Here is a 24,094-nt window from a genome sequence, read left to right on the forward strand (position 1 = left end):
TGACAATGAATAGAAATATATTTGTAATCTTAATTCTTGCTGTGTTATTTGTCAGCTGTTCGGATGTATTAGATCCATCCTTAGAAAATAATCAAGGTAAGAATACGACTTATGTTAATCCAAATTTTGGATATAGTCTAATTGTAAATGGATATGATAGAGTACCTCTGAATAACTGGTCCTTTAACGATGTTGCAACGGATGATGCTGTGACTAATGATCCTTCAAATAATTATTTGAAAATGGCAACAGGTCAATTGACTTCGAGTAATAATGCTGTAGATATGTGGACTAATTGTAATACAGGTATTCAATATATGAATATCTTTATTTCTGAAGTAAACAAAATGAAGTTTACAGAAGATGCTCAGGGTGATATGATGTATAAAGATCGTATGAGAGGCGAAGCTTATGGCTTACGTGCACTCTTAATGTATCATTTGCTACGTGCTCATGCGGGTTGGGTAAATGGCAAATTGCTCGGTTTCCCGATTTTTTTGACTGAACAGGCTTCAGGTTCTAATTTTAATCTGCCACGTGCTGATTTCAATACCTGTATGACGCAAATTTATCAGGATTTAGATAGTGCAAAATCTCTTTTACCCACAACTTATACTGATATTACCAGTACAGGTATTCCTGCTAAATATGTAAGTGCAGGTATAACTGATTATACAAAGTACAATCGTGTATTTGGTGTAAAGTTTTTAGGTCTTATGAGCGGTCTGATTTCGCAAGCAGTTCGTGCGCAGGCGGCATTATTAGCTGCAAGTCCTGCGTTTAATGATGGATCTGCTAACGGTTCTAATGGAACTTGGGAAACTGCTGCTGTAGCGGCGGCTCAGATCATTAATTTGAAGGGCGGAATTGCTGGATTTCCAGCATATCCAGCTGCATGGTTTACTAATGGAACGTCCTGGTATAATAATAGTGCTGAAATTTCTTCATTAAATAATGGAACTAATCCTCCGGAAATGTTGTGGAGAGAGGGAATTCAAGGTGCTAACAATACGTTGGAAACCAACAATTTTCCACCATCTTTAAATGGAAATGGACGTATTAATCCTACAGAAAACTTAGTCGAAGCATTTCCAGATAAAAATGGTTATCCTATTACTAATACAGCTTCTGTATACTCGAGCGCGAATCCATATGCAAATAGAGATCCTCGTTTGTTAAATTACATCGTAGTTCATGGAAGTAAAGCTGGCGTTCCTAACGTACCAATTAATATTGCGTCAGGTAATGATGCTGTGAATAATATTGCGACTTCAACTCGTACTGGATATTACATGCGTAAGTTGCTTAGGCAAGATGTAAATAAAGCGCCAAATATTAATAGTACGCAAATACATTATGTCCCAAAAATTCGTTATACAGAAATTTATCTTATTTATGCTGAAGCTGCTAATGAAGCCTGGGGACCATTGGCTGATCCCAAAGGGTATGGTTATTCTGCTTACGATGTTATTAAAGCTATTAGAAAAAGAGCTTTAGGTATAGCTACAGACCCATACTTAGAATCTATTAAAAGTGATCCGGCTGCTATGAGACAATTAATTCATAATGAACGTCGTTTAGAACTATGTTTTGAGGGTTTTCGATTCTGGGATTTACGTCGTTGGAAAGTAACTCTTCCAGAATTAAGTGCTCCAGCTCTTGGTATTACTGTTACGGGTACTACTTCAGCTTATACAATTAGTACTCCTGCAACTGTTGAAACTAGACAATATAATGATAAAAAATATTATTATGGTCCTGTTCCTTACGGAGAAACAGTAAAATGGAGCAATTTACTTCAGAATGATGGCTGGTAATATAAATAATAAGTAATATAAAAAACATGAAAAAACTAATTTTGTTTTTATTCGTTATGACATCGTTGTCTTCATGTCATAATGATCCAATAACATTTGATGACTTTAAATATTCTTCAGTGTATTTTGCCTATCAATATCCGGTAAGAACTATCACCTTAGGAGAAGATATTTTTGATACAAGTTTGGATAATCAGCACAAATGTGCTATTTATGCAACAATGGGCGGTGTATATGATAATAAAAAAGATGTAATCATTAATTTTAATGTTGCTGATTCGATTTGTACAGGTTACAATCTGGTTAGTAACCCTACCGGTGGTAGAGCTGCTAATCCAACTGTTCCAATCAGTTTTATGCCACATGATTATTATACATTAACATCAAATCAAATTGTCATTAAGAAGGGTGATATATCTGGTGGTGTTGAGGTTCAGTTAACAGATAAATTTTTTGCAGACCCAAAATCATTGACGAATAATTATGTAATTCCGTTACAAATGACTACGGCAACAAATGTTGACTCTATATTACATGGAAGACCTTTGCACGCGGGTTTTCATCCAAGAATGTTAGATGCATCAAATTGGGATGTAAAATCTAAAGATTATGTGTTATATGCCATTAAATACATTAATACCTGGCATGGCTACTACCTAAGAAGAGGAATAGATGTTCAAACCGGTTCTGTTAATAGTACTATTATCAGGCATCCAAAAGATGTACAAACTTACGATGTATTAACAGATAATGCTTCTCTTACAAAATATCTATGCTATTTAACGTCCACTTCTCTTACAGGTTTACAATATCCAGTAACATTAAAAGATGCAAGTGGATCTAATTATACTTGTAATTTAATTTTGACTTTTGACATTACTACAGGTAATTGTACAATTTCTTCTTCAGATCCAACTAATTATTCTGTAAGTGGTACTGGTTCGTTTGTAAAGAAAGGAGAAAAGAATAGTTTCGATAATCAAGACAGAGACGTGCTTTATCTAAGTTATCAAATTAACCACATTGCTAAAGGAATAAATACTGTAACAAAAGATACACTTGTGATGAGAAATCGTGGTGTAGCTATGGAACAATTTACAGTTAAATAAAATACATTAATATAATTATTGAACTTAAAGTACGAAACTAAAGATACTTTAGTCGTTCGCGACAGGGGTATTAAACCTGAATACTATTCAATAGTTAAGAATCAATAGTGCCATTTATCAAAGTTTCAATCTGGCTGAATCACGAATTATGTTGAGAGTATTGAAATTTCGATAGATTATAACTTATACATTATGTGTTTAGATTGAAAATAATAACTCTAGAAATCGAATCCCCTTCTGGTAATGCAGTAGGGGATTCTTTTTTTTTATCTTGAGTTTTTGTGAATAGATTTTTATGAACTAGAATAATGATAATACTAAAGAAAAATATTCACAGGTTAGCATTGAAGAATGTACCAGGGATATAATATTTTGCTCATTGCTAAATGTCTTTCGAACTTCTTTTGTTGATAAAAATTCAATATAATAGTGAAAAAACTCGCATTGAATCAGGAGTTTTTGTTATATATTAGTACCTTTGTTTTCAAATATAAAACCATGTTGTTGAGTCTGTATTTTTAGATTTAAAAGTTGATTTTAGAATGTACAAGGTTATATCTCAAAGGAGTAATATATAAATAATAAATAAATATTAATGTAAACCGGTGAAGGAGCCGGAAATGAAAAAATTATGAAGACACCTCGTTATCTAGTAAAAGATCTTTACACTGCTGATCCATCGGCTCACGTTTTTAATGGTAAAATTTATATTTACCCTTCCCATGATGTTGAATCGGGTATTCCTGAAAATGACAACGGAGACCATTTTGATATGCGTGATTATCATATTTTCTCAATGGATAGTATCGATGGCGAAGTAACTGATCATGGTGTGGCACTCGATGTTAAAGATATTCCATGGGCAGGTCGTCAGCTTTGGGCACCTGATGCAGCATATAAAGATGGTAAATACTACCTGTATTTTCCGTTGAAAGATAAAAATGATATTTTCCGTATTGGTGTTGCAGTAAGCGATAAACCTGAAGGTCCATTCGTGCCTGAGAGTGATCCTATCAAAGGAAGCTTCACTATAGACCCTGCTGTTTTGCAAGATAATGATAAAGATTATTATATTTACTTTGGTGGATTGTGGGGAGGTCAACTTCAGAGATATCGCAATAATAAAGCCATTGAAAACCCAGCTGAACCTGCTGATAATGAAGATGCACTATGTGCGCGCGTTGCTAAGCTAAGCGATGATATGCTTCAATTTGATGAAGAACCACGTGACGTTCTGATATTGGATGAAAATGGTAAACCACTTACAGCAGGAGATCATGATCGTCGTTATTTCGAAGGACCCTGGATGCATAAATACAACGGAAAATATTATTTCTCTTATTCAACAGGAAATACACACAAACTATGTTATGCAATAGGAGATAATCCATACGGACCGTTTATCTATGGTGGCGTTATTTTAACTCCTGTAGTTGGCTGGACCACACATCACTCGATTGTTGAGTTTCAGGGTAAATGGTATCTTTTCCATCACGACAGTGTACCCTCAGGAGGTAAAACATGGTTGAGAAGTATTAAAGTTGTAGAATTAGAGTATAACGAAGATGGTACTATAAAAACCATCGATGGAGGTGGAGAAGATAAATAAGCACCTTCAAAATAATCGTTCATGTGCATTAAACAAAATGCACTCAAATAAAAACAAATAACTTCATGATGCGAAATCTGATAGCATTTACACTAATGCTCTTGATGGTAATCGGTGTAAATGCTGAAAATGGGCACCAACTATGGTTGCGCTTTGATAGATTAGAAGCTGAATCACCTGTTTTTTCAGGGATCAATGCAGATAAATCTAAATTTGCAGTAAAAGAGTTTCAACAGATTTGGAAGGAAAAGACAGGTAAATTGCTGCCTGTCGTTTCCGGACAAATAGACAACCAGTTGATAGTCGGTACCCGGAAAGATAAGAATATTCTTTCGTTGGGAATTGATAAAGAATTAGTACGTCAAGGAAAAGAAGGTTATGTAATTAAGACTATCAGCAAGCAAAATAAAACTTTTACAGTGGTAGCATCGGCAGATGAAAAAGGCTTGTTGTATGGTGTTTACCATTTGTTGAGAATTCTTCAAACAGGAGAATTCAATAAAGCGCTTAATATATCGGAAAAGCCTTCGTATTCGGTGCGTGTATTGAATCATTGGGATAATCTGGATGGTACCATTGAACGCGGATATGCCGGGCGATCTATTTTTTGGAGATATTCTGAAGAACATCCTACTATAACCGACAAGGATATATCTCTTTGGAGAGAATATGCTCGTGCCAATGCTTCAATAGGGATAAACGGAAGCGTTTTGAATAATGTAAATGCCTCGCCTAAAATGCTTTCAGAAGAATATCTTTTAAAGGTAAAAGCAATTGCATCGGAGTTGCGTCCATATAATATAAAGGTCTATTTGTCCATAAATTTTTCTTCGCCGACCAATTTAGGAGGATTGAAAACATCTGATCCGCTGAATCCTGAAGTGAAAATGTGGTGGGCAAAAAAGGTAAATGAAATATATAAATTGATTCCTGATTTTGGCGGATTTTTAGTAAAAGCTAATTCAGAAGGTCTTCCCGGTCCACAGGACTTTGGACGTACCCATGCCGATGGGGCTAATATGCTGGCTGATGCATTGAAACCTCATGGCGGGATAGTTATGTGGCGTGCATTTGTTTATGATGCAGGAAAAGATGATCGTGCAAAACTGGCTTACAAAGAATTTATGCCGCTTGACGGACAGTTTAGAGACAATGTAATTATTCAGGTCAAAAACGGACCAATTGACTTCCAACCCCGTGAACCGTTTAGTCCATTATTCGGAGCAATGAAAAAAACTCCATTAATGCCCGAAGTACAAATTACTCAGGAATATCTGGGCTTTTCTAACCATTTGGTTTTCCTTTCAACAATGTGGGAAGAGTTTTTGGAAAGTGATACTTATTGCAACGGAAAAGGTTCGACCGTAGCTAAAACTACCGATGGCACAATTTTCAAACAAAAACTAACTGCTATAGCCGGTGTCGCCAATATCGGACTCGATGCAAACTGGTGTGGTCATCAGTTTGCGCAAGCCAATTGGTATGCCTTTGGACGACTAGCCTGGAATAATAGTCTTACTTCAGCCAAGATTGCGGATGAATGGATTAAACAGACTTTCTCTTCGGATGCGAAATTTGTGGAACCGGTAAAATCAATGATGTTAGAATCGCGTGAAGCTACGGTAAACTATATGATGCCGTTGGGATTACACCATCTTTTTGCTTACGGACACCATTACGGACCGGAGCCATGGTGTGATGTAGCTGGAGCTCGTCAGGACTGGATGCCAAAGTATTATCATAATGCGTCTGTCAAAGGTATCGGCTTTGACCGTTCAACAACAGGCAGCAATGCCGTGCTACAATATTTCTCTCCACTAAAAGAGGATTTCAACGATGCGAACACTTGTCCTGATAAGTATATCTTGTGGTTTCACTTTTTACCCTGGGATTTTAAAATGAAAAGTGGCAGAATCCTTTGGGATGAGCTTTGTTATACTTATGATAAAGGGGTGCAACAGACTCGCGAATTTCAAAAAAACTGGGATAAAGCTGAAAGATTTGTTGATCCGGAGAGATTTACTCAAGTTCAAAACAGACTGAGAATTCAGGCTCATGATGCAGTATGGTGGAAAGATGCCTGTTTACTTTATTTTCAACAGTTTTCAAAGCGTCCAATTCCGTATGATATTGAGCGTCCCGTTTATAAATTGGATGACCTAATGAAAATCAAACTGGATTTGACGCATCATAATTAATAAAAATGTATATCACTTTCCTGTTTTATTGAAATTTATGGAAAGTACAAGCTATAAAAGATGGAAAAAACTTGGAGATGGTTTGGAAAGAAGGATATCATAACGCTTGATATGCTTCGCCAGATAGGAGTAGAGGGCATTGTAACTGCGTTGCACGATGTGCCGAATGGTGAAATCTGGACTTTGGAAGCTATAAATGATTTGAAAAGCTATATAGAAGCTTCAGGACTAAGGTGGTCTGTGGTAGAAAGTTTACCTGTTTCGGAAAGTATCAAGTATGGTGGTGCTGACAGAGACAGACTGCTCGAAAACTACAAAGTTAGTTTGGCTAATCTGGGTAAAGCAGGGATTAAAACGGTTTGCTATAATTTTATGCCTGTTATCGATTGGATACGAACCGATTTATACCGTAAAGGGGAAGATGGAACTTATTCGCTTTATTTTGATAAGATCCGTTTTATATATTTCGACTGTATGATTTTAAAACGCGTAGGAGCGGAGAAAGATTATACTCAGGAAGAAATGAAGCAGGTTTATGAATTGGATAAAACAATCAGCGAGGCTGAAAAAGATGAATTAATCCAAACAATAATTGTAAAAACGCAAGGCTTTATTAATGGAAATATAAAGGAAGGCGATCAGCAACCTGTTGAAATATTCAAGCGTTTACTTGCTCTTTATGATGGAATTGATAAGAATCAGTTACGTGAAAATATGAAGTATTTCCTCGAAGCTGTAATTCCTGTAGCAGAAGAGTATGGCGTAAATCTTTGTGTGCATCCTGACGATCCTCCGTTTGCAGTGCTTGGCTTGCCACGCATTGTTACCAATGCAGATGATATAGAGTGGTTTTTGAATGCTGTTGATAGTCCGAATAATGGTTTGACATTTTGTGCAGGTTCATTGAGCTCCGGGTTACATAATCAGGTTCCGGAACTGGCTAAGCGATTTGCTAAGCGCACTCACTTTGTGCATCTGCGCAGTACCGATGTAAATGAAAATGGCAATTTTATTGAAGCGTCTCATTTAGAAGGAAGAGGACATTTGATTGATTTGGTACGTATTTTCGAACAGCAAAATCCAGATTTACCCATGCGCGTAGACCATGGAAAACTGATGCTCGACGATGTCAACAGACCTTATAACCCAGGTTATTCGTTTTTAGGACGTATGTACGCTTTGGCTCAGGTTTCGGGTATTATGGCTACTGTAAAGAACGAAATGAAAAATATACAATCATAGAAAATAACATATCATATGAACGAAATTTTTAGTATTGAAGGAAAAGTGGCAGTAATTACCGGTGCAGGTGGTGTATTGGGTGGAAGTATTGCCAAAAGTTTTGTAAAAGCCGGTGCGAAGGTAGTGGCAATGGACATTCGCCAGGAAAATCTTGACGTGAGAGTAAAAGAATTGACCGATTTAGGCGGCGAAGCTATCGGATTGGTTGGAAATGTTCTTGATATTCCGAGTTTGGACGCTGCTGCTCAAGAGATTATTAAGAAATGGGGACGCATTGATATTTTATTGAATATTGCCGGTGGCAACATTCCTGGAGCAACGCTTGCACCAGATCAGGAATTTTTTGATATGAAAATTGCCGATTGGGATAAAGTAACCAACCTGAATATGAATGGTACAGTTTACCCTAGTTATGTGTTTGGAAATGTGATGTCTAAACAGAAATCAGGAAGCATCATCAATATATCTTCGATGGCTGCTTTACAATCTATTACCCGTGTACCTGGTTATTCTGCTGCAAAAGCTGCTGTAAGTAATTTTACACAATGGTTAGCTACCGAGATGTCAATGAAATACGGAGACGGTGTTAGGGTAAATGCTATTGCTCCGGGTTTCTTTATTGGCGATCAGAATCGTGCTGTTCTTCTGAACCCAGATGGATCGTTGACAGAAAGAAGCGTAAAAGTATTAGCGAATACTCCTATGAACCGTTTTGGTGATATCAATGAACTTAATGGTGCTGTTCAATTCTTGTGTTCAGAAGCCGCATCGTTTATCACTGGAGTTGTACTGCCAATCGATGGTGGATTCAGCATATACAGCGGAGTCTGATTTCTTAGATTCTTGACGAATCTGACCTATTTTCATCAAACAATTATACCCGATGTTGCTTCCTGCAATAAAGGTTTTATTATAGTTAGCGCTCTCCGAAATATCAACGATATTTTGGAGAGCGTTTTTTTATTTCTTTAATATCAAATTCGTCAATGAATTTCCATATACCTTGAGAAAACGACTATATTTGTAAGTAGTTTGATTTGTTTATATATAAATAAGAATTCAATGGAAAGAATTTTTCAACTGCTGAGCGAATCTATGGATTTAAGTTCGGAGTTAAAATCTGATCTTGCTGATAAGATTTGCATTAGAAAAGTAAAGAAAGGCGAGATAATTGTAAATGAAGGTAAGATCTGCGATCAACTGTTTTTTATTAAGAAAGGTGCGCTTCGGGGATTTCATTACCACAATGGAAAAGACATTACCAGCTGGTTTGGTTTTGAGGATGATTTTGGTACGTCTACCTATTCGTTTATTACTCAGACGACAGGATTTGAGATTGTAGAATCTATCGAAAGCGGTATTTTATACGTCATTTCTTATAACGATTTGTATTCCATTTATAAGAAATATCCCGAATTTAATTACGTAGGCAGAATCCTGACCGAGAAATATTACATTGATTTAATGGAACGAACATTGTGTCTGCAATATCAATCGGCAAAAGAAAATTACGAGCAGTTGGTTGTTAATAGACCTCAGATTCTACAACGGGCAACATTGGGCCATATCGCATCTTATCTTGGAATATCTCAAGAAACTTTGAGCCGGATTCGCACAAAAAAATAACGCACAGAGAGCTTCTTTTTTTGACTTTTGTCAAAATTCAATATAAAAAATAGCATGATATTTGTAGTGAAATATAATCTTTTAATCAGTTTTAAAGATCCATGTATAATCTGTTTTTTGCTTACTGATTAAGGGGTATTTATAGTTCAAAATTAAGGTATTAGTGCCAATTTTATTGTAATTGAGAAAATGAAAAGAGCAGGATTAAAAGACAAAAATGTTGTTGTGGAAATTATGACCAGATCATTTCAAAATGATCCTTATTTTGATTATCTCCTGGAAAAATCTAAAAATAAGAATAAGTTCAGGATCATAATGGAGTATATATTTGAGGAATCTTTTAATAAGGGAGAGATTTACCTGAGCGACGACAATACAGCAACCGCATTGTGGAAAGTTAGAAATAAAGAGAAACTTACCTGGAATTATATTTATCGAAAGCTTTCATTTATTTTTAAAATAGGTTTTCAATCGACCTACAGAATTCTGAGAATGGATAAGCTGGTAAATCAATATCATCCACGCATAGGAAAATATGCACATCTGAATGTTATAGGCGTGTTACCGGAAAGCCGTGGAAAAGGATATATGAGAGAGCTGATAAATTATATGGTAGAAAAGTCGAAGAGCAATGATACTGCCCTTTATTTGGAAACTGCAAACACAACCAATATAAGTATTTATAAAAAAAACCGGATTTCATGTTTTTCAGGCAATCAATATGAACGGTCGCACCTTGTTCTGCATGAACAGGAATTAATTTAGATATTTAAGACATAAAAGCAAAAACGATTCAATTTATTCATTGAATCGTTTTTGCTTTTATAACCTGAATTAGAGCTCTTGAAACGAAATGATTATCTAATTCCCATCGTATACCGTTGTTGCTCTGCTTATAGAATATGCTGCAAAGTACCCATGTGGATTGTTTTTTCCATTTAAAGGCAGAGTTTGTTTGATATTGGTTATTATATTTGCCGGTTGACCGCCAAACATCGGATTTCTGCCCCAGAATTCACTTTGAGCCTGTTCGATAAACTCTTTGTATTCTTTGGTAATTCCCGACATTTCAAGCATGATCAAGTCACCGCTTTTTAGCTTTTCATCTTTTTTGCTTCCCGATAAATAAATCATCCTTTCGTTGATAAGATATTTTCCATTAAAAAATTCATCATCGGTAACTCCCCATTCCTGTATACTGTCCGTTGTCAGTTTATTGTTTTTGTAGCTTCTGACTCTGTAATAGTTCCTTTCATTTTCCGGATCTTGTATCGAGGCTTTCACTGCCCACATATCACTCTGGAAAATACGTTCTTTCTTAACCATTATACTGTCTATGCGCGACACTGCATTCATTTTGGTTGTTGCTGTATATTGCTCTTTGATGCCATCTGCATTTACATCGATATTATCAATTGTAAGTGTATAGGTTCTACCTGCTACTCCGTGATAAGTGACCGGTGTTTGATAGTTCCCTTTATTTATAGCATCTTCTATTAGTGTTATTTTGCTTACACCATCATCCAGCGTGACTGTGGCTCCTGAAATCATTTCCGCTGACTGATTGGAGAAATAAGCGGCTGTCTTTTTCAGTTGAATTACATGTGCAAGTGTATCGCTGGTAACTGCACCTTCCACTACCAGTTCAGGAGTTGCATTCTTAAGATCCAGTGCTATATCGGTAGTACAAGCCGTAAGTATTGTTGCAACTATAATGGCAACTATATTGAATTTAATTCTCATTTCGTTTTAAAATTTAAAGTTATAGGTAATAGAAGGAACAAACGTAAACAGGTATGTCATTTGAGCTTTTGTCTTATAAGCTGTATCAGCATCGTCTACAAAGTTGATGGCCCAGGCATTTTTATGACCATAAACATTATAAACCGAGAAGTTCCACTCACCGGACCATGCATGGGGCTTTTTGGTTTTTGGTTTCCAGGTCAGTGATACATCCAATCGATGATAATCGGGCATACGATACTCGTTTCTGTTTGAATATACAGGTAAAATGACATTTCCTACTTCCATTCGGGCCACAGGATAGGTTATTGGCTGACCGGAAGCATATATGAAATTGGCACCAAATGAAATACGCTCACTTAAGTCATAATTGGCAACAACATAGAAAGTATGTGGCCGGTCGTAAGGTGCCAGATAAGAATTTCCGTTATTTATGCCTTGTATTGTATGCTTAGCATTTGAATAGGTATAACTAATCCATCCGGTAAGTTTGCCTGTGTTTTTCTGTAACTGAAATTCTGCTCCATAAGCTTTCGATTGTCCAAAGCGCAACTCACCATCCAGTTTTTTGTTGAGCAACAACTGGGCATGATCTTTAAAGTCGATGGTGTTTTGCATATCTTTATAAAAGAATTCCACCGAAGCTTCCAGCTCATTATTCAGAAAATTTCTGAAATATCCTGCCGCATATTGATCGCAGGTTTGAGGTTCTATGTTTTTGCCAGCTGTAAACCACAAGTCGAGTGGGGTACCGGCAGTAGAATTGGATGCCATTTGCAGAAACTGATTGGTACGCGCATAACTTGCTTTTACCGACGACTGATTGTCGAGCAGATATGTGACTCCGACACGTGGCGAGAAACGATAGAAAGTTTTAATGACTTCACCCGACTTGTAAACTGTAGAATCAATGGCATTGTAATTTTTATCGTAGTTATAAACCGTACCGCTTCCAATACTGGAGAATCCGGTTATACGCAATCCTGCTTTTACCGAAAGCTTTTTGGATACCTGATATTCGTCCAATAAATAAAGTGCATGTTCAAATGCATTAATATCGGGCAAAACATAGGGGTCGTAATTGGTTGAACCACCCGTTGATTTTACGGTTCCGGGTTTGAGATTATGCAAAACGGCATTATACCCAAATTTCATGGTGTTTTCGGGAGAAATAAAGTATGTGAAGTCGGCTTTTGCACTCATGTCACGCATGTTATATTTCCAGTCGAAATTACTTTCATTACTCATGCTAGACTCCAGACCATAGTTGTATTGACTGTAGTTCAGCGAGTAGTTACTGAATAATTTAGGCGAGAAAAGATGATTCCAACGTCCTGTAACAGCTGCATTACCAAAATTAAAACCTGCATCGGCATTTTTGAATAGATCTTTTCCAAGGTATGCCGACAGGAAAATACGGTTGTTTTCATCAATCCGATGATTTATTTTCGCATTTAGATCGTAGAAATACAGTTTGTTCTTGTTAATTTCATCATTGGATGAGAGTTTCAGAAACAAGTCTGCATAGGTTCGTCGGGCTGAAACGATAAACGATGTTTTATCCGATCCGATAGGGCCTTCGAGGGTGAGGCGACTTGAAATTAAACCGATTCCGCCGCTCCCAGAGAATTTCTTTGAATTGCCGTCACGCATTTGTATATCGAGTAATGATGACAATCGTCCGTCGTAAGAAGCAGGGATGTCGCCTTTGTAAAGCGTCATATTCTTAATCGCATCATTATTGAATACCGAGAAGAAACCCATCATATGCGATGCATTATAAATGGTAGCTTCGTCAAGCACTATGAGGTTTTGGTCTATACCACCTCCACGTACACTAAAACTGGATGTACCCTCACCGGCAGAAACAACACCCGGCAACAATTGAACAGCTTTTAGTAAATCCACTTCGCCCATTAGAGCAGGCATTTTTCTGATGGTAGTTATCGATACTTGTTGTGCACTCATACGGTTTAGAGTTACATTCGCATCTTTGCGTTGCGACGTAACCACAACTTCCTTCATTTCCTTGGCAGCATTTTTAAGCTCTACATCCAGCTTTATCGGCTTGTCCAATGTGATCTTTTTGGAAACAGGTTGATAACCTACATACGAAATTTCCAGCGTATATTCGCCTTTGGGCACACTGATAGAATAAAACCCGTAACTGTTAGTTACTGTTCCGGTTCTTAATTCTTTAATCGAAATGGTAACACCAATAAGCGCTTCACCATTTGCATCGTCTTTTATATTCCCGTTCAAACTAATTCTATCGGCAGGTAAAACCGCATGAGCATTGTAAACAAACAGGGAAAACAAACAGAATAAAATAATTTTTCGAAAATTCATTACGTTTAATTTATTGTTTTGTAGTTATTTAGATTATATATTATCTATAGTGATATTCAGCCCACTTCGGGGCTGGAGTTGTGTTTCGGTTTTTCATCCCCCGGTTACGCTTCACTTACCGGGGGTTATTTACATTTAGCCACTTCGTGGCAATAAATACTCATTCAATTAACTTCTATATTCATAACTTATATAACGTTTATTGTTGCTTAATAATAGTTTTAAAACGAATAAAACCGGAAATTCTTTTTTCCATTCTATTAATAGACGTTTTTTCTATTGAATTATAACACTGCAAAAATACAATATTCTGCTTTTATTCTAACATTTAATCTGATGAATGCCTTAAATTTTCCGATGAACATAATAAAAATCCCTTTGAATTGATGTTTTCTTAACCGAAACATCTGCGCTAAACGTAATAAATCCATATAATACCAACTCTTTGTACCCCTTTAGATGAACTCTTATAAAACCAATACAAGCGATTAGCTTATGAAATGAGTCTGTATTTTTCCAGGATTTTAATTGTAAAACGAACAAACCTCCGTAGATCAGCTACAGAGGTTTGCCTGAATTGCATTCTATGATTTAAATTATAAATCAATTAGTCAAAAATTTTAAAGCCTGTGTTCTCAAGATATTTTCTTTGTTTTGCAACCACATCTTGTTGATTTATTTATTTCAATGATTGATCTACCAACTTTTTCAGTTCGGCATATTTTTCTTGTCTTCCATCCGATTTTAGATAAAACGCTGTCAGGAATGCACAATATTTTTTATTGTTATCCACCCACGGATAGCTTCCAAATAAACCGGGACTGCTAACAGTTGCATTACCCATCACCCATTCACCGTAACCGTATCCGGCACCTTTTGTCTCGGCCGGAGTGTAGGCGACTTTTACACCAGAGTTTACTCTGTTTATCTGCATTTGCGCGATGCTATTTTCAGACAAGATTCGTTTTCCATGAAACACACCTTTGTTGAGTATCATTATTTCAAAGTTCATATAATCATTGGATGTGCTGCTCGCACCGCCTGCAGGTAATGCTACTTTCCCTTTGCCAAAATCAGTATTTTTCATCTCCAGTGGAGCGGCTATGCGTTCTGCAAAAAGTTTTTCGAAGCTCTTTCCACTAATTTTTTCCAGTACTGCTCCTGCTATCTGCAATCCGGTGTTGCTGTATCGAAAAACCAATCCGGGACGACCTTCCATTGGAAATGTAGCTATCCGGGCTATTGCATCGTTCATGTTGTTGAGATCTTTCATTTCTTTAAGATCTTCTTTCAAGTCCGGTGATTGAATTCCAGTCATATGAGAAAGACAATTGCTTATCGTAATGCCTCCTTTTCCACTTTTTGAAAGCACCGGTAGAAATTTTCCAACAGTATCGGTGAGTTGTAATTTACCTTCATCTACAAAAGTCATCACCAAAGCAGCACTCAGCCATTTGCTGCAACTGGCAATCTGAAGTTTTGTAGTTGGTGTAAAATCTTCCATATCAACAGATTTTCCCTGTTTTCTTGCAGCTAATCTTACAACCATTTTCTGCTTGAAATTCATTTTGTTGACGGAGTGACTATAAACTATTTTCCCGTCCTTGTAAACCTGCAAAACTAATCGACCACCCATGTCTTCGGCATGGGCATTCATCCATTTATCTACTTCGGTAAAGTCATGCTGAGCTTGAATGCTAGTCCAAACAAGCAGAAACAGAAGTAGTGATACTATTTTTTTTGTCATACTATTTTTTTGTTAGTTACAATTAGCTATTCTGGGGTTATTGGCACTACCACATTTAAATTCGTACTTGCTTTGACTGTACTTTGGGGTAGGATTATCGGTTATCTCTATCGGTGTCATTAACTGGTTTTTATATCCAGGCATAGTTATTTGTTCAGCAGAACCGTTTCCAAGAGCTATATTTTTTGCCGCCGAATTATTATTGAAACTATAATCCATTAAAGCATCCAATATCCGGTAAATCCCGTAATAATCTAAGGCATCATAAGCCGACCTTGAATTGGGTAATGCATGGTCTGTTACATACTTATATCCCGCCACTGTTGAAGATCTGAAATAATAGAAATCCTTTTCAGAATCAGGGATGTTGATGTTTTTAAAAATATCAATTGCCAAACGATGGTCATTGATGACATCTTCATCATACACCTGACTAACCAACTTTGTATTGGATGGAAAGTTTGCCAATTGATCGGAACTGATTTGGTAACTGTACCACGGAGCCATAGTAAACAGGAAGCGTCCGTTTTCACCCCAACCATTTTCGGTGAAGGCTTTATAAGCTAACCCAATGGAAGCCCCTCCTCCAAAAGAATGTCCCATAAAACCAACCTTTTTTGTATCAATAATGTTCGGATAATTGGCTGCCGCCTTTGTAAAACCCGTCCATAAAGTCAGGTAACGGTGATCAACGCTAACATCATTTGTCGCGTAAGGAACAAATACAACTACATACCCTTTTTTGGCTATAAATTCAAATAATCCTCTATTAAATTCCTTACTTTCGCCACCAAAAGGATGCGAATAAAAAATAGTGGGCTTAGGAGATGTAATACCGGTAGGGTAAAACACCGTGACTTTAGTCCCGGGATATTCTGTATTCGAAAATTCAATCTCCGACACTTTGTATGTACCGTCAGCACCATAGCCTGACGTTGGTCTGGATATAGGACCGTCCAGATTATCATCCAGCGGTTCGGTAGTAGTACCGGTTGTATCGATATTTCTTGAACAACTTCCAAAAAGAAGAAGGAGCAAGCATATTTTAAATAATGTAGTTTTCATACACTTTAGGTTTTAGTTTAATCACAATCTTTAGAACTATACAATTATCTAATCATTAATTATTCCGCTAACTTCATAAACAGCTCCATTTTCAGTCTGTATTTTTTTATAAAGCGTTCCATTAAATTCATAGTAATTATTTCTATTCACTGTTACCATTTCAGCTTCTTCGGGCAGGTTAATAATCCGCGCACCTACCGGAGATTCGATAACACGGAAACCTCCCGAAACCTCTTCGTAGAAAACACCGCCATAATAAAGGTAAGAACCCGAACGAGCAGTTATTCTTACAAAATGAGGAGGAAGTGTAGCTACAACCAGCCCCGGAGGTGGCGCTACAGTTCTAAACCCTGCTGGTGTCTCAATATAATAACATCCCGAATGATAATAGTATTTCGAATTTGCCTGTGCAATCAGTATAGCTGCTGTTGGCAATACTCTCAATACCGGACGAACTATTCGACGATTTACATAAACAACCCTATGCCGGGGAATTCTTGTTACTACAACTGTTGTTCTGGTCGGTCTGTTACTTACAATAACAGTTCGTCTTTGTGCATTCGCCTCGTTATTTTGTAACAGCATGCACAGAATCAGAAGCAAAATTACATGAAATGATTTTGTTTTCATATTTTTCCTGACTTTTTAAATTTTATACTTTTTCATTTCGGACTAAATAGCTGTATATTCACCGGTTTTGATATTTACACTATAGCTTTGTCCTTGGATAACAAGCGTAGCCATACTGTTGCCATTAAAAGTAATAGTACCGGTATAACTAAAATCGCCTTTATTAGGAACAGAACCTGTAATAGTAAGTGTTGCAGAACCACTCTGGATAGTGGCAGTAGATTTATTTACTAAAATATCTGCGAGATTCAGATTAACTACAGTATTTGTAGTCAGAGCCTCAGTACCTTTGAAAGTGTGATTTGCTGTTCTTGCAAATGTTCCGTTTACTGTAACCACACTGGTATTCATATTTGTCAAGGCCAGCGTTCCGTTTCCGGTATGTGTGGAAGATACACGAGGGGCATCATAATTTCCACTATAAGTGTAATTTTCGGTCGCACTTGTGAATTGCCCCTGAAGGTTCAGCGTAAAGTTGTAACCATACGTTGCCGTGAACGAATAGCTTATGATTGCTCCCGGCTTGCTTGTCAGAGTAAAAGTAGTGTCCTTGGCAAAAGTCAGATCAGGACTGACAGATTGTACTTTTTGTGGAGCAGCACTGCGGGTTGTACTACCTCCGGTTTGAACTGATGTTTGAACAATAGCAGTTGCACCCATAGAGTTTTCAGCCAAAGACATCGAAACCATTTCGGCAGCCTGGTCATTGGTGATTGAACTTGTTGTTTCCTCGTCCTTGCATGCTGTCAATAGCGTAACTATTGCCAACGATAAAATTAAAGCATTCTTTTTCATGTTGTCTTAATTTTTTTGATATTAATATTGTAGAATTTTCTCTTTCTGAAACAAAGATAGAGCCATTATACCAAATTATTTTCTACTTTCAACGAACGACCGGAACTTATCAATGAACGACATAGGAGCTATTTCACAAGCACATATTTTTTGCGTAATTTTGCAGCGATACAAGAATTTACAAGGTAACAAACAGTTTTAAATGGCAAACGAGACAATCAATAATCAGTCGAAAGCATCTTTTTGGGGCATACACTTGTCTTTTTGGATCGTTATGTTTAGCCTTATTGTTTATTTGATGGCATTAATTGTTGATGGTGTTTATCTTTTTCAGCGTTCGCTGGTGTTGGTTACAATTAATGTGATATTATTCTATGCTTGCTACTTTTGGATTGTACCAACCTATATCCAGAAGAAAAAAATAGGAAAAGCAGCGGTATTAATTCTGCTATTGATTTTAATTATCATAGTTCTGCGTTCAATAGGAGATAGGTTGTTGATGGATAAATTTAATCAGGAACCATTATACGACATCCCCAAACGAGGAAGATTTATTCTAATGTTTTCCGGCGAGCTGACTTTTGCCATATTTGCGTGTTTATTAAAACTGGCAGTAGGATCTTATGAAAATAAAAGGAAAATGGCCGAACTTGAAAAACTGCAACTGAACACTGAATTGCAGTTCTTGAAATCTCAAATGAGTCCGCATTTTCTGTTCAATTCCATCAATAATATTTATTCGCTCGTATTGCTCAAATCCGACAAAGCACCCGAAGCATTAATGAAACTTTCGGAACTCTTGCGTTATTCGCTTTATGATTGTCACGACAAAGTATCATTACGACAAGAAATCGAAGCCATTGAATCGTATATAGAACTTTTCAGGCTTAAATATGAAGAAGACCTTAAGCTTACATTTATAAACGATGTAGAAATTACCGATTACCAAATCGAGCCGTTGCTTTATATTCCATTACTGGAGAATGCCTTGAAATACTCAGGAATTGGAAATAATTCCGACGCTTTTATTCAATTGGAACTGAAGGTAGAGAATAATATGCTGGTTTTTAAAATCAGCAACAGTAAAGGTGTCCGGAATAAAGTACAGGAAGCAAGCGGTATAGGAATGGCTAACATACGGAAACGATTGGAAAACATATATCCTGGGAAATACGTTTTCGAAGTTTATGAAGACGATACAATATTTGAGGTAACATTAAAAATACACCTTCTATGATATTAAGCTGTGTAATAGTGGATGATGAATACCTGGCCATAAAAGTACTGGAAGATTACGTTTCCCGAACAGAAAACCTCCAATTGGTCAGAGCTTTTAAACGACCGGAAGAAGCGCTTGTATTTTTACAGTCAAATCCGGTTGACTTGTTATTTCTGGACATTCAAATGCCTGAACTGGATGGATTCTCGTTGCTTGCAAAACTCGATAATCCACCGCTTGTAATCTTCACTACTGCGCGCCCCGATTATGCTGTAAAAGCGTATGAACTAAATGTGCTGGATTATCTTGTAAAACCTATTTCGCCCGGTCGTTTCCAACTTGCTACCCAAAAAGCTCTGGACTTTACAAACTACAGACGTTTAGCTGAGACCCATCAGCAACCTGAAGTTGATTATTTGATGATAAATGCCGATCATTTGGTAAATAAAATCATGCATCAGGATATTATATATATTGAAGGACTGGGAGAATACATAAAGTTTCATACCCATTCCAAAGTTTATATCACGTTGATGTCTTTAAAATCGCTTCAGGACATCTTACCCAACAAATTATTTGCCCGTATTCATAAGAGTTTTATTGTCAATAAAACTTTTGTGGTTTCTTTCAATCATCAACAAGTGCAGTTGAGCAACGGAAAAGCAATACCACTTGGCAGAATCTACAAACAAGAGTTTTTAGAGGAAATGAAGTAAAGTTACTAAGCCGTCCGACAGTCGGCTTTAATGATTTTATGTACTCATATCGCTAAGAAATCCTAACGTATCAAACTTACAAGTATCATTTTTTATAACTTTGCAAGCCGAATAGAGATTTTAGCTCGGAGACCGTTTTTTATCTCATTCCGTTGAAGAAAATAATTATTGAAACTTATAAGAAATAATGAAACGTAGTTTTTTATCACCCGTCCTTTTTGTCCTTTTATTATCCGCTTGTACGGTAAGCGAAACAAAAAAGACAATCAAATTGATCCTCAGATAAAGAAAGAGATACACACACTGAACAACAGAATAGTTGATGGAATAGTACAGAATAATATCAGTAGAATATTGCCCGATTTCGATGACAGACTGAAGGACAATAAAAAAGTAGTTTTGCAATTGATGGAAGTTGTAAAAGGCGCATTGAAAGTAAAGGACTACAGGATATTGAATGAATTTTATCAAAAGAATGCCGCCAAAAAAGGCATCGCTTCAGTCAGTTCAGGTACAGCAACTCTACACGATTATCAGTTAACCTACGACTCGCACAACAAAGAGATGTATGTTATCACATCCAGTTTTGAGGACAGTCTGTACCAAAAAAGTTTCACGTTTGTCTATGCAAAGCACGGTGATAGATGGAAACTAAACAACCTGCAGGCGGGGATATTGAAGATTATGCACAAAGATGCCATAGATTGGTATCAACAGGCAAAGGCTGAATACAAGAAAGGCTATTTGATAGATGCTATGTGTCATGTAAACTTAGCCACCCGCATATTGAATCCGGGAAATCACATGTGGCAATACAACAAAGGCAAAGAGATTCAGCTGTTTGAACGACAAATCACAAAACAGATTTACAGTAAATATCATTTTCCACTTACCGTAACAGATGTTCCTTCCAAACCGGTTATTTACAGAGTCTATTCTGAAGTTGCACCCAATGGATGTTTCCCGTTAGTGATTTATACTACCTCTGTCGATTTGAATGATATGGCAACACTGGGTAATGAATGTAAGGCTATCCACAAAAGTATTGGAACCTTGTTCCACGGACTGGACACTAACAATGACATGATTTTATATAAACCCCTCAAAAGCATTCCTACCGGAACTAATCCCGAAAACCTGAATGACCACAAATCTATTTTCGTTGTAAAGACATATTAAGTAAGCAGAAGAATATAATGTTGTGTTTTCAAAAAAAATTGAACGCTGATTTTTCGGATTGAGCGGATAAAAGCGGATGATAACTAAACGGATCTTAAACTGATTTTAGTCATGCAAACATGACAGATATAATATTTGACTATTTAAAATCATTTCGACTTGTCGAAATTCAAATCCGTATAAAAATCCGCTATATCAGCGTTTATCCGCGCCTGCCTGCGGTAGGCAGGTTCTAATCTTTTTTCATTTATAAAATACTATACTACATTATATTTATCCTAATACTTAATTACTCTGTAAGTCGTTTATTTTCTTTTTACTGAAAAGCAATAATAAAAAAAATCGAAATCTATCTATTTCGGTCCTTTTTGTTTCCTTGTTTGAAAATTGGTTATAACTCGCTAAAATTCATTTATAAAGGGCATCTTTACGAACCTTATTATTTCAGGCGTGTTATTTTCTCGTAACAGAATGGCTTATTCTGTTCTGTTGTCCACTGAATTGATGATAGAGTGGTGGCTTCCCCGGTTTTTTTAAACCCCGTCTTGTTTTTATATTCCAATCGGCTTTCGGGCCGGTAGAATAATTCTGTTGATTATTATTAATACCCTAACACTGAATATTATGCTGAACACATTTGATTACTGCCTTCCGGATGTACAATTGCTTAAAAAGAAAAACGATCAGTTTCTGATCTGGATACCCGACAAAACCTATATAGTTCTTGGAGCTTCCGGTAATCCGGACGAATCTTTGAATATGGAAAGTGTACAAGAAGATAATATCACCGTACTTAAACGACCTTCGGGTGGTGAAACGATCATTCTTACCCCGAATAACATTATGATTTCTGCTGTTTTCTGCAATATAAAAAACCTGCGTGCGAAAGATGTATTTCAACGCATTAACCGACTGATAATTTCATCGATCGAAAAAACAGGTATCAAAGGATTGTCGTTGGTGGGAATCTCCGATATAGCTGTTGCAGGCCGTAGAATACTGGGTTCGGCCATCTACAGGAGTAAAAATGTACTACTGTATCATGCCGTGCTCAACTTGGGCGAACCTGCGGCCACTTTTGAACGATACCTGAAACCTTCGAGCAAAGAATCGGCTGACAGAAGTGGAAGAACAGCTATAGACTTAACCACCTCGCTCAAAGAAAAAGGATACAACAAAGGCGCTTACCACATGGAAAACCTTTTGTCGCTGTCTTTCGAGGAATCATTTTGTATATGAGTATTTTGTCAACTACAGATTCTCCACAACCTATCAGGGATACGTCGATACGTATCCCTGATGTTGATATGAAGTCATTTCTGGATGCCCGGGTGCAACAATACAATAACGTTGAATTTATTCACTCGGACCCTGTACAGATTCCGCACCGGTTTTCGCGAAAGGAAGACATAGAAATAGCAGCATTTCTTACTGCCACCATTTCCTGGGGACAACGAAAAAGCATTATCAACAATGCTAACCGACTTATGCGGCTGATGGACAATTCGCCCTATGATTTTTTGATGGAAGCCGATGCGGCAGACTGGAAAACCGTTTCGGGCTTTGTTCACCGAACCTTTAATGGCAACGATTGTCTGTTTTTTCTGGAATCGCTCAGGAATATCTATCGTCATCACCACGGGTTGGAAACCGTTTTTACCAACGGATACAACAACGGGGAAAACATTCAAAGCGCATTACAGCATTTTCGGGAGGTATTTCTATCCACTCCGCACGAAGTCAGGGTTCGGAAACATGTTTCTGATGTTTCGGCCAATTCATCGGCCAAGCGCCTGAATATGTTTCTGCGTTGGATGGTACGAAACGACGACAACCAAGTAGACTTCGGGCTGTGGAAAAACATTCCGGCTTCGGCACTCATGCTTCCGCTCGATGTTCATACAGGCAATGTTGCCCGGGGACTGGGTTTACTCACCCGTAAGCAAAACGACTGGAAAGCGGTGGAAGAAATTACCGCTGCACTCCGTATTTTCGATGCTCACGATCCGATAAAATACGATTATGCGCTGTTTGGAATCGGGGTTTTCGAAGGACGCTGATTTTCGGTAGTTTGTTTTAAGTAAGCGAATGATTCTAATTTCGTATTATCAAAAAAGGATGGAACGCTGATTTTACGGATTGAGCGGATTTAAACGGATGATAATAAAACGGATCTTTAACTGATTTTAGTCATGCAAGCATGACAGATATAATCCTGAACTATTGAAAATCATCTCGACTTGTCGAGATTGAAATCCGTATAAAAATCCGTTATATCAGCGTTTATCCGCGCCTGCCTGCGGTAGGCAGGTTCTATTTTCTCCCAATTTACGGATTTACTTATACAACATTATATTTATTCCGGTACTTACCACCTCAACGAACAAAACCGACCTCCTTATTCCGCCTGCTGTCTAAATCACATAACTCTTTACCACCTCACTCCATATGCGCGAAGGATGGGTGCGTGCTCCGGCCACCCTGAAGCAATACTCTTTACCGCTGGTAAGACCTTCTATCAATATCTTTCGTCGCGTACCGCTGACTTGAATCCACACACTATCGTCAGTAAGTGGAGCTTCGCAATATTCAAACACATAAAAGAGTGCTCGATCCACAACATTGCAACTTACCCAGGCACTTCCATGTTTATATCCCAACTTTATTTTTACATTCATGGCTTTATCCAGTTGCCCAACCTTAGCTGCTTTCTTGTGCATATCAAAACCGGCACTGGCTATTATCGCAGCATTGCCTTTGCTCGTTAGCTCCACATAAGTGGCCAGTTCCTGCAGACAAAGTTCCAAATCGCGCCGACAGTTTTTCTTAACAACCGTAGTTAGTCTGCCTCCATCATTCGACTCGATGATAGAAGTCTCATAACTTTGAATTTTAGCCTTTAATTCATCCAGTGTTGCCTGAATATCCGGAAAGTGAGCATTATTGGTCATTTGTTCCAATATACTGCGTGCTTTTGCTTGTAATTTCAAGTCCCGGTATTTCTTCGGAGAGAAAGTTTTTGAAACAATAGCTTTATCCATATCGTTGTT

The 24,094-nt window shown here is 37.3% G+C and carries 20 protein-coding genes; 13 read left to right on the plus strand and 7 right to left on the minus strand.

Features of this window, described 5'->3' with window-relative positions; genetic code table 11:
• The first annotated feature begins 5 nt into the window (after positions 1–5).
• The 8 genes from PALPR_RS02170 (at position 6) to PALPR_RS02205 (ending at position 10,366) form a co-directional block, all read left to right on the plus strand.
• The gene (locus PALPR_RS02170; RefSeq protein ID WP_013443968.1) at positions 6–1,817 is read left to right on the plus strand and encodes a RagB/SusD family nutrient uptake outer membrane protein; all 1,812 of its coding nucleotides are present in this window, start codon (positions 6–8) and stop codon (positions 1,815–1,817) included.
• 26 nt (positions 1,818–1,843) lie between these two features.
• Complete coding sequence (locus PALPR_RS02175; RefSeq protein WP_013443969.1) at positions 1,844–2,926, plus strand: DUF5627 domain-containing protein; 1,083 nt, start codon at positions 1,844–1,846, stop codon at positions 2,924–2,926.
• A gap of 631 nt (positions 2,927–3,557) precedes the next feature.
• Complete coding sequence (locus PALPR_RS02180) at positions 3,558–4,535, plus strand: glycoside hydrolase family 43 protein (protein WP_013443970.1); 978 nt, start codon at positions 3,558–3,560, stop codon at positions 4,533–4,535.
• A gap of 68 nt (positions 4,536–4,603) precedes the next feature.
• Positions 4,604–6,733, plus strand: a complete 2,130-nt coding sequence (locus PALPR_RS02185) for an alpha-glucuronidase family glycosyl hydrolase (protein WP_148226496.1) — start codon at positions 4,604–4,606, stop codon at positions 6,731–6,733.
• Between the two features lie 60 nt (positions 6,734–6,793).
• Positions 6,794–7,975, plus strand: a complete 1,182-nt coding sequence (gene uxuA, locus PALPR_RS02190) for a mannonate dehydratase (RefSeq protein ID WP_013443972.1) — start codon at positions 6,794–6,796, stop codon at positions 7,973–7,975.
• Between the two features lie 15 nt (positions 7,976–7,990).
• Positions 7,991–8,806, plus strand: coding sequence for an SDR family oxidoreductase (locus PALPR_RS02195; RefSeq protein ID WP_013443973.1), 816 nt, complete (start codon positions 7,991–7,993; stop codon positions 8,804–8,806).
• Positions 8,807–9,037: 231 nt separating this feature from the next.
• Positions 9,038–9,601 carry a Crp/Fnr family transcriptional regulator gene (locus PALPR_RS02200; protein ID WP_013443974.1) on the plus strand — a complete coding sequence of 188 codons (564 nt, stop codon included), beginning with the start codon at positions 9,038–9,040 and terminating at the stop codon, positions 9,599–9,601.
• 189 nt (positions 9,602–9,790) lie between these two features.
• Positions 9,791–10,366 (plus strand): GNAT family N-acetyltransferase, encoded by a 576-nt coding sequence (locus PALPR_RS02205; protein ID WP_013443975.1) that lies wholly within the window; start codon positions 9,791–9,793, stop codon positions 10,364–10,366.
• A gap of 96 nt (positions 10,367–10,462) precedes the next feature.
• Here PALPR_RS02205 and PALPR_RS02210 read toward each other — a convergent pair whose 3' ends face one another.
• The 6 genes from PALPR_RS02210 to PALPR_RS02235 form a co-directional block, all read right to left on the minus strand.
• On the minus strand, positions 10,463–11,344 hold the full coding sequence (locus PALPR_RS02210) for a DUF4249 domain-containing protein (protein ID WP_013443976.1): 882 nt from the start codon (positions 11,342–11,344) through the stop codon (positions 10,463–10,465).
• A gap of 6 nt (positions 11,345–11,350) precedes the next feature.
• The gene (locus PALPR_RS02215; RefSeq protein WP_013443977.1) at positions 11,351–13,693 is read right to left on the minus strand and encodes a TonB-dependent receptor; all 2,343 of its coding nucleotides are present in this window, start codon (positions 13,691–13,693) and stop codon (positions 11,351–11,353) included.
• Positions 13,694–14,372: 679 nt separating this feature from the next.
• Positions 14,373–15,440, minus strand: coding sequence for a serine hydrolase domain-containing protein (locus PALPR_RS02220; protein ID WP_013443978.1), 1,068 nt, complete (start codon positions 15,438–15,440; stop codon positions 14,373–14,375).
• Positions 15,441–15,452: 12 nt separating this feature from the next.
• A complete protein-coding gene (locus tag PALPR_RS02225) occupies positions 15,453–16,505 on the minus strand; it encodes an alpha/beta hydrolase (RefSeq protein ID WP_013443979.1) in 1,053 nt (350 codons plus the stop codon).
• A gap of 48 nt (positions 16,506–16,553) precedes the next feature.
• Positions 16,554–17,135: a DUF6515 family protein gene (locus PALPR_RS02230; RefSeq protein ID WP_013443980.1), complete on the minus strand. Its 582-nt coding sequence runs from the start codon at positions 17,133–17,135 to the stop codon at positions 16,554–16,556.
• Positions 17,136–17,177: 42 nt separating this feature from the next.
• Positions 17,178–17,930, minus strand: coding sequence for a hypothetical protein (locus tag PALPR_RS02235; RefSeq protein WP_013443981.1), 753 nt, complete (start codon positions 17,928–17,930; stop codon positions 17,178–17,180).
• Positions 17,931–18,132: 202 nt separating this feature from the next.
• Here PALPR_RS02235 and PALPR_RS15260 point away from each other — a divergent pair, with 202 nt between their 5' ends.
• The 5 genes from PALPR_RS15260 to PALPR_RS02260 all read left to right on the plus strand — a co-directional run bounded on the left by PALPR_RS15260 (position 18,133) and on the right by PALPR_RS02260 (position 23,104).
• The gene (locus tag PALPR_RS15260; RefSeq protein ID WP_013443982.1) at positions 18,133–19,167 is read left to right on the plus strand and encodes a sensor histidine kinase; all 1,035 of its coding nucleotides are present in this window, start codon (positions 18,133–18,135) and stop codon (positions 19,165–19,167) included.
• Complete coding sequence (locus PALPR_RS02245; protein WP_013443983.1) at positions 19,164–19,865, plus strand: LytR/AlgR family response regulator transcription factor; 702 nt, start codon at positions 19,164–19,166, stop codon at positions 19,863–19,865. The genes PALPR_RS15260 and PALPR_RS02245 overlap by 4 nt, the downstream gene beginning before the upstream one ends.
• A gap of 237 nt (positions 19,866–20,102) precedes the next feature.
• Positions 20,103–21,044 carry a hypothetical protein gene (locus tag PALPR_RS02250; RefSeq protein ID WP_013443984.1) on the plus strand — a complete coding sequence of 314 codons (942 nt, stop codon included), beginning with the start codon at positions 20,103–20,105 and terminating at the stop codon, positions 21,042–21,044.
• A 624-nt stretch (positions 21,045–21,668) separates the two neighbouring features.
• Complete coding sequence (locus PALPR_RS02255) at positions 21,669–22,283, plus strand: lipoyl protein ligase domain-containing protein (RefSeq protein ID WP_013443985.1); 615 nt, start codon at positions 21,669–21,671, stop codon at positions 22,281–22,283.
• Complete coding sequence (locus PALPR_RS02260) at positions 22,280–23,104, plus strand: TIGR02757 family protein (RefSeq protein WP_013443986.1); 825 nt, start codon at positions 22,280–22,282, stop codon at positions 23,102–23,104. The genes PALPR_RS02255 and PALPR_RS02260 overlap by 4 nt, the downstream gene beginning before the upstream one ends.
• Positions 23,105–23,458: 354 nt before the next feature.
• On the opposite strand, the gene PALPR_RS02265 is transcribed toward PALPR_RS02260, so the two are convergent.
• A complete protein-coding gene (locus tag PALPR_RS02265; protein ID WP_013443987.1) occupies positions 23,459–24,085 on the minus strand; it encodes a fibronectin type III domain-containing protein in 627 nt (208 codons plus the stop codon).
• Positions 24,086–24,094: the final 9 nt, after the last annotated feature.

Origin of the sequence: Paludibacter propionicigenes WB4 (assembly GCF_000183135.1) — a bacterium.
Lineage (GTDB): Bacteria > Bacteroidota > Bacteroidia > Bacteroidales > Paludibacteraceae > Paludibacter > Paludibacter propionicigenes.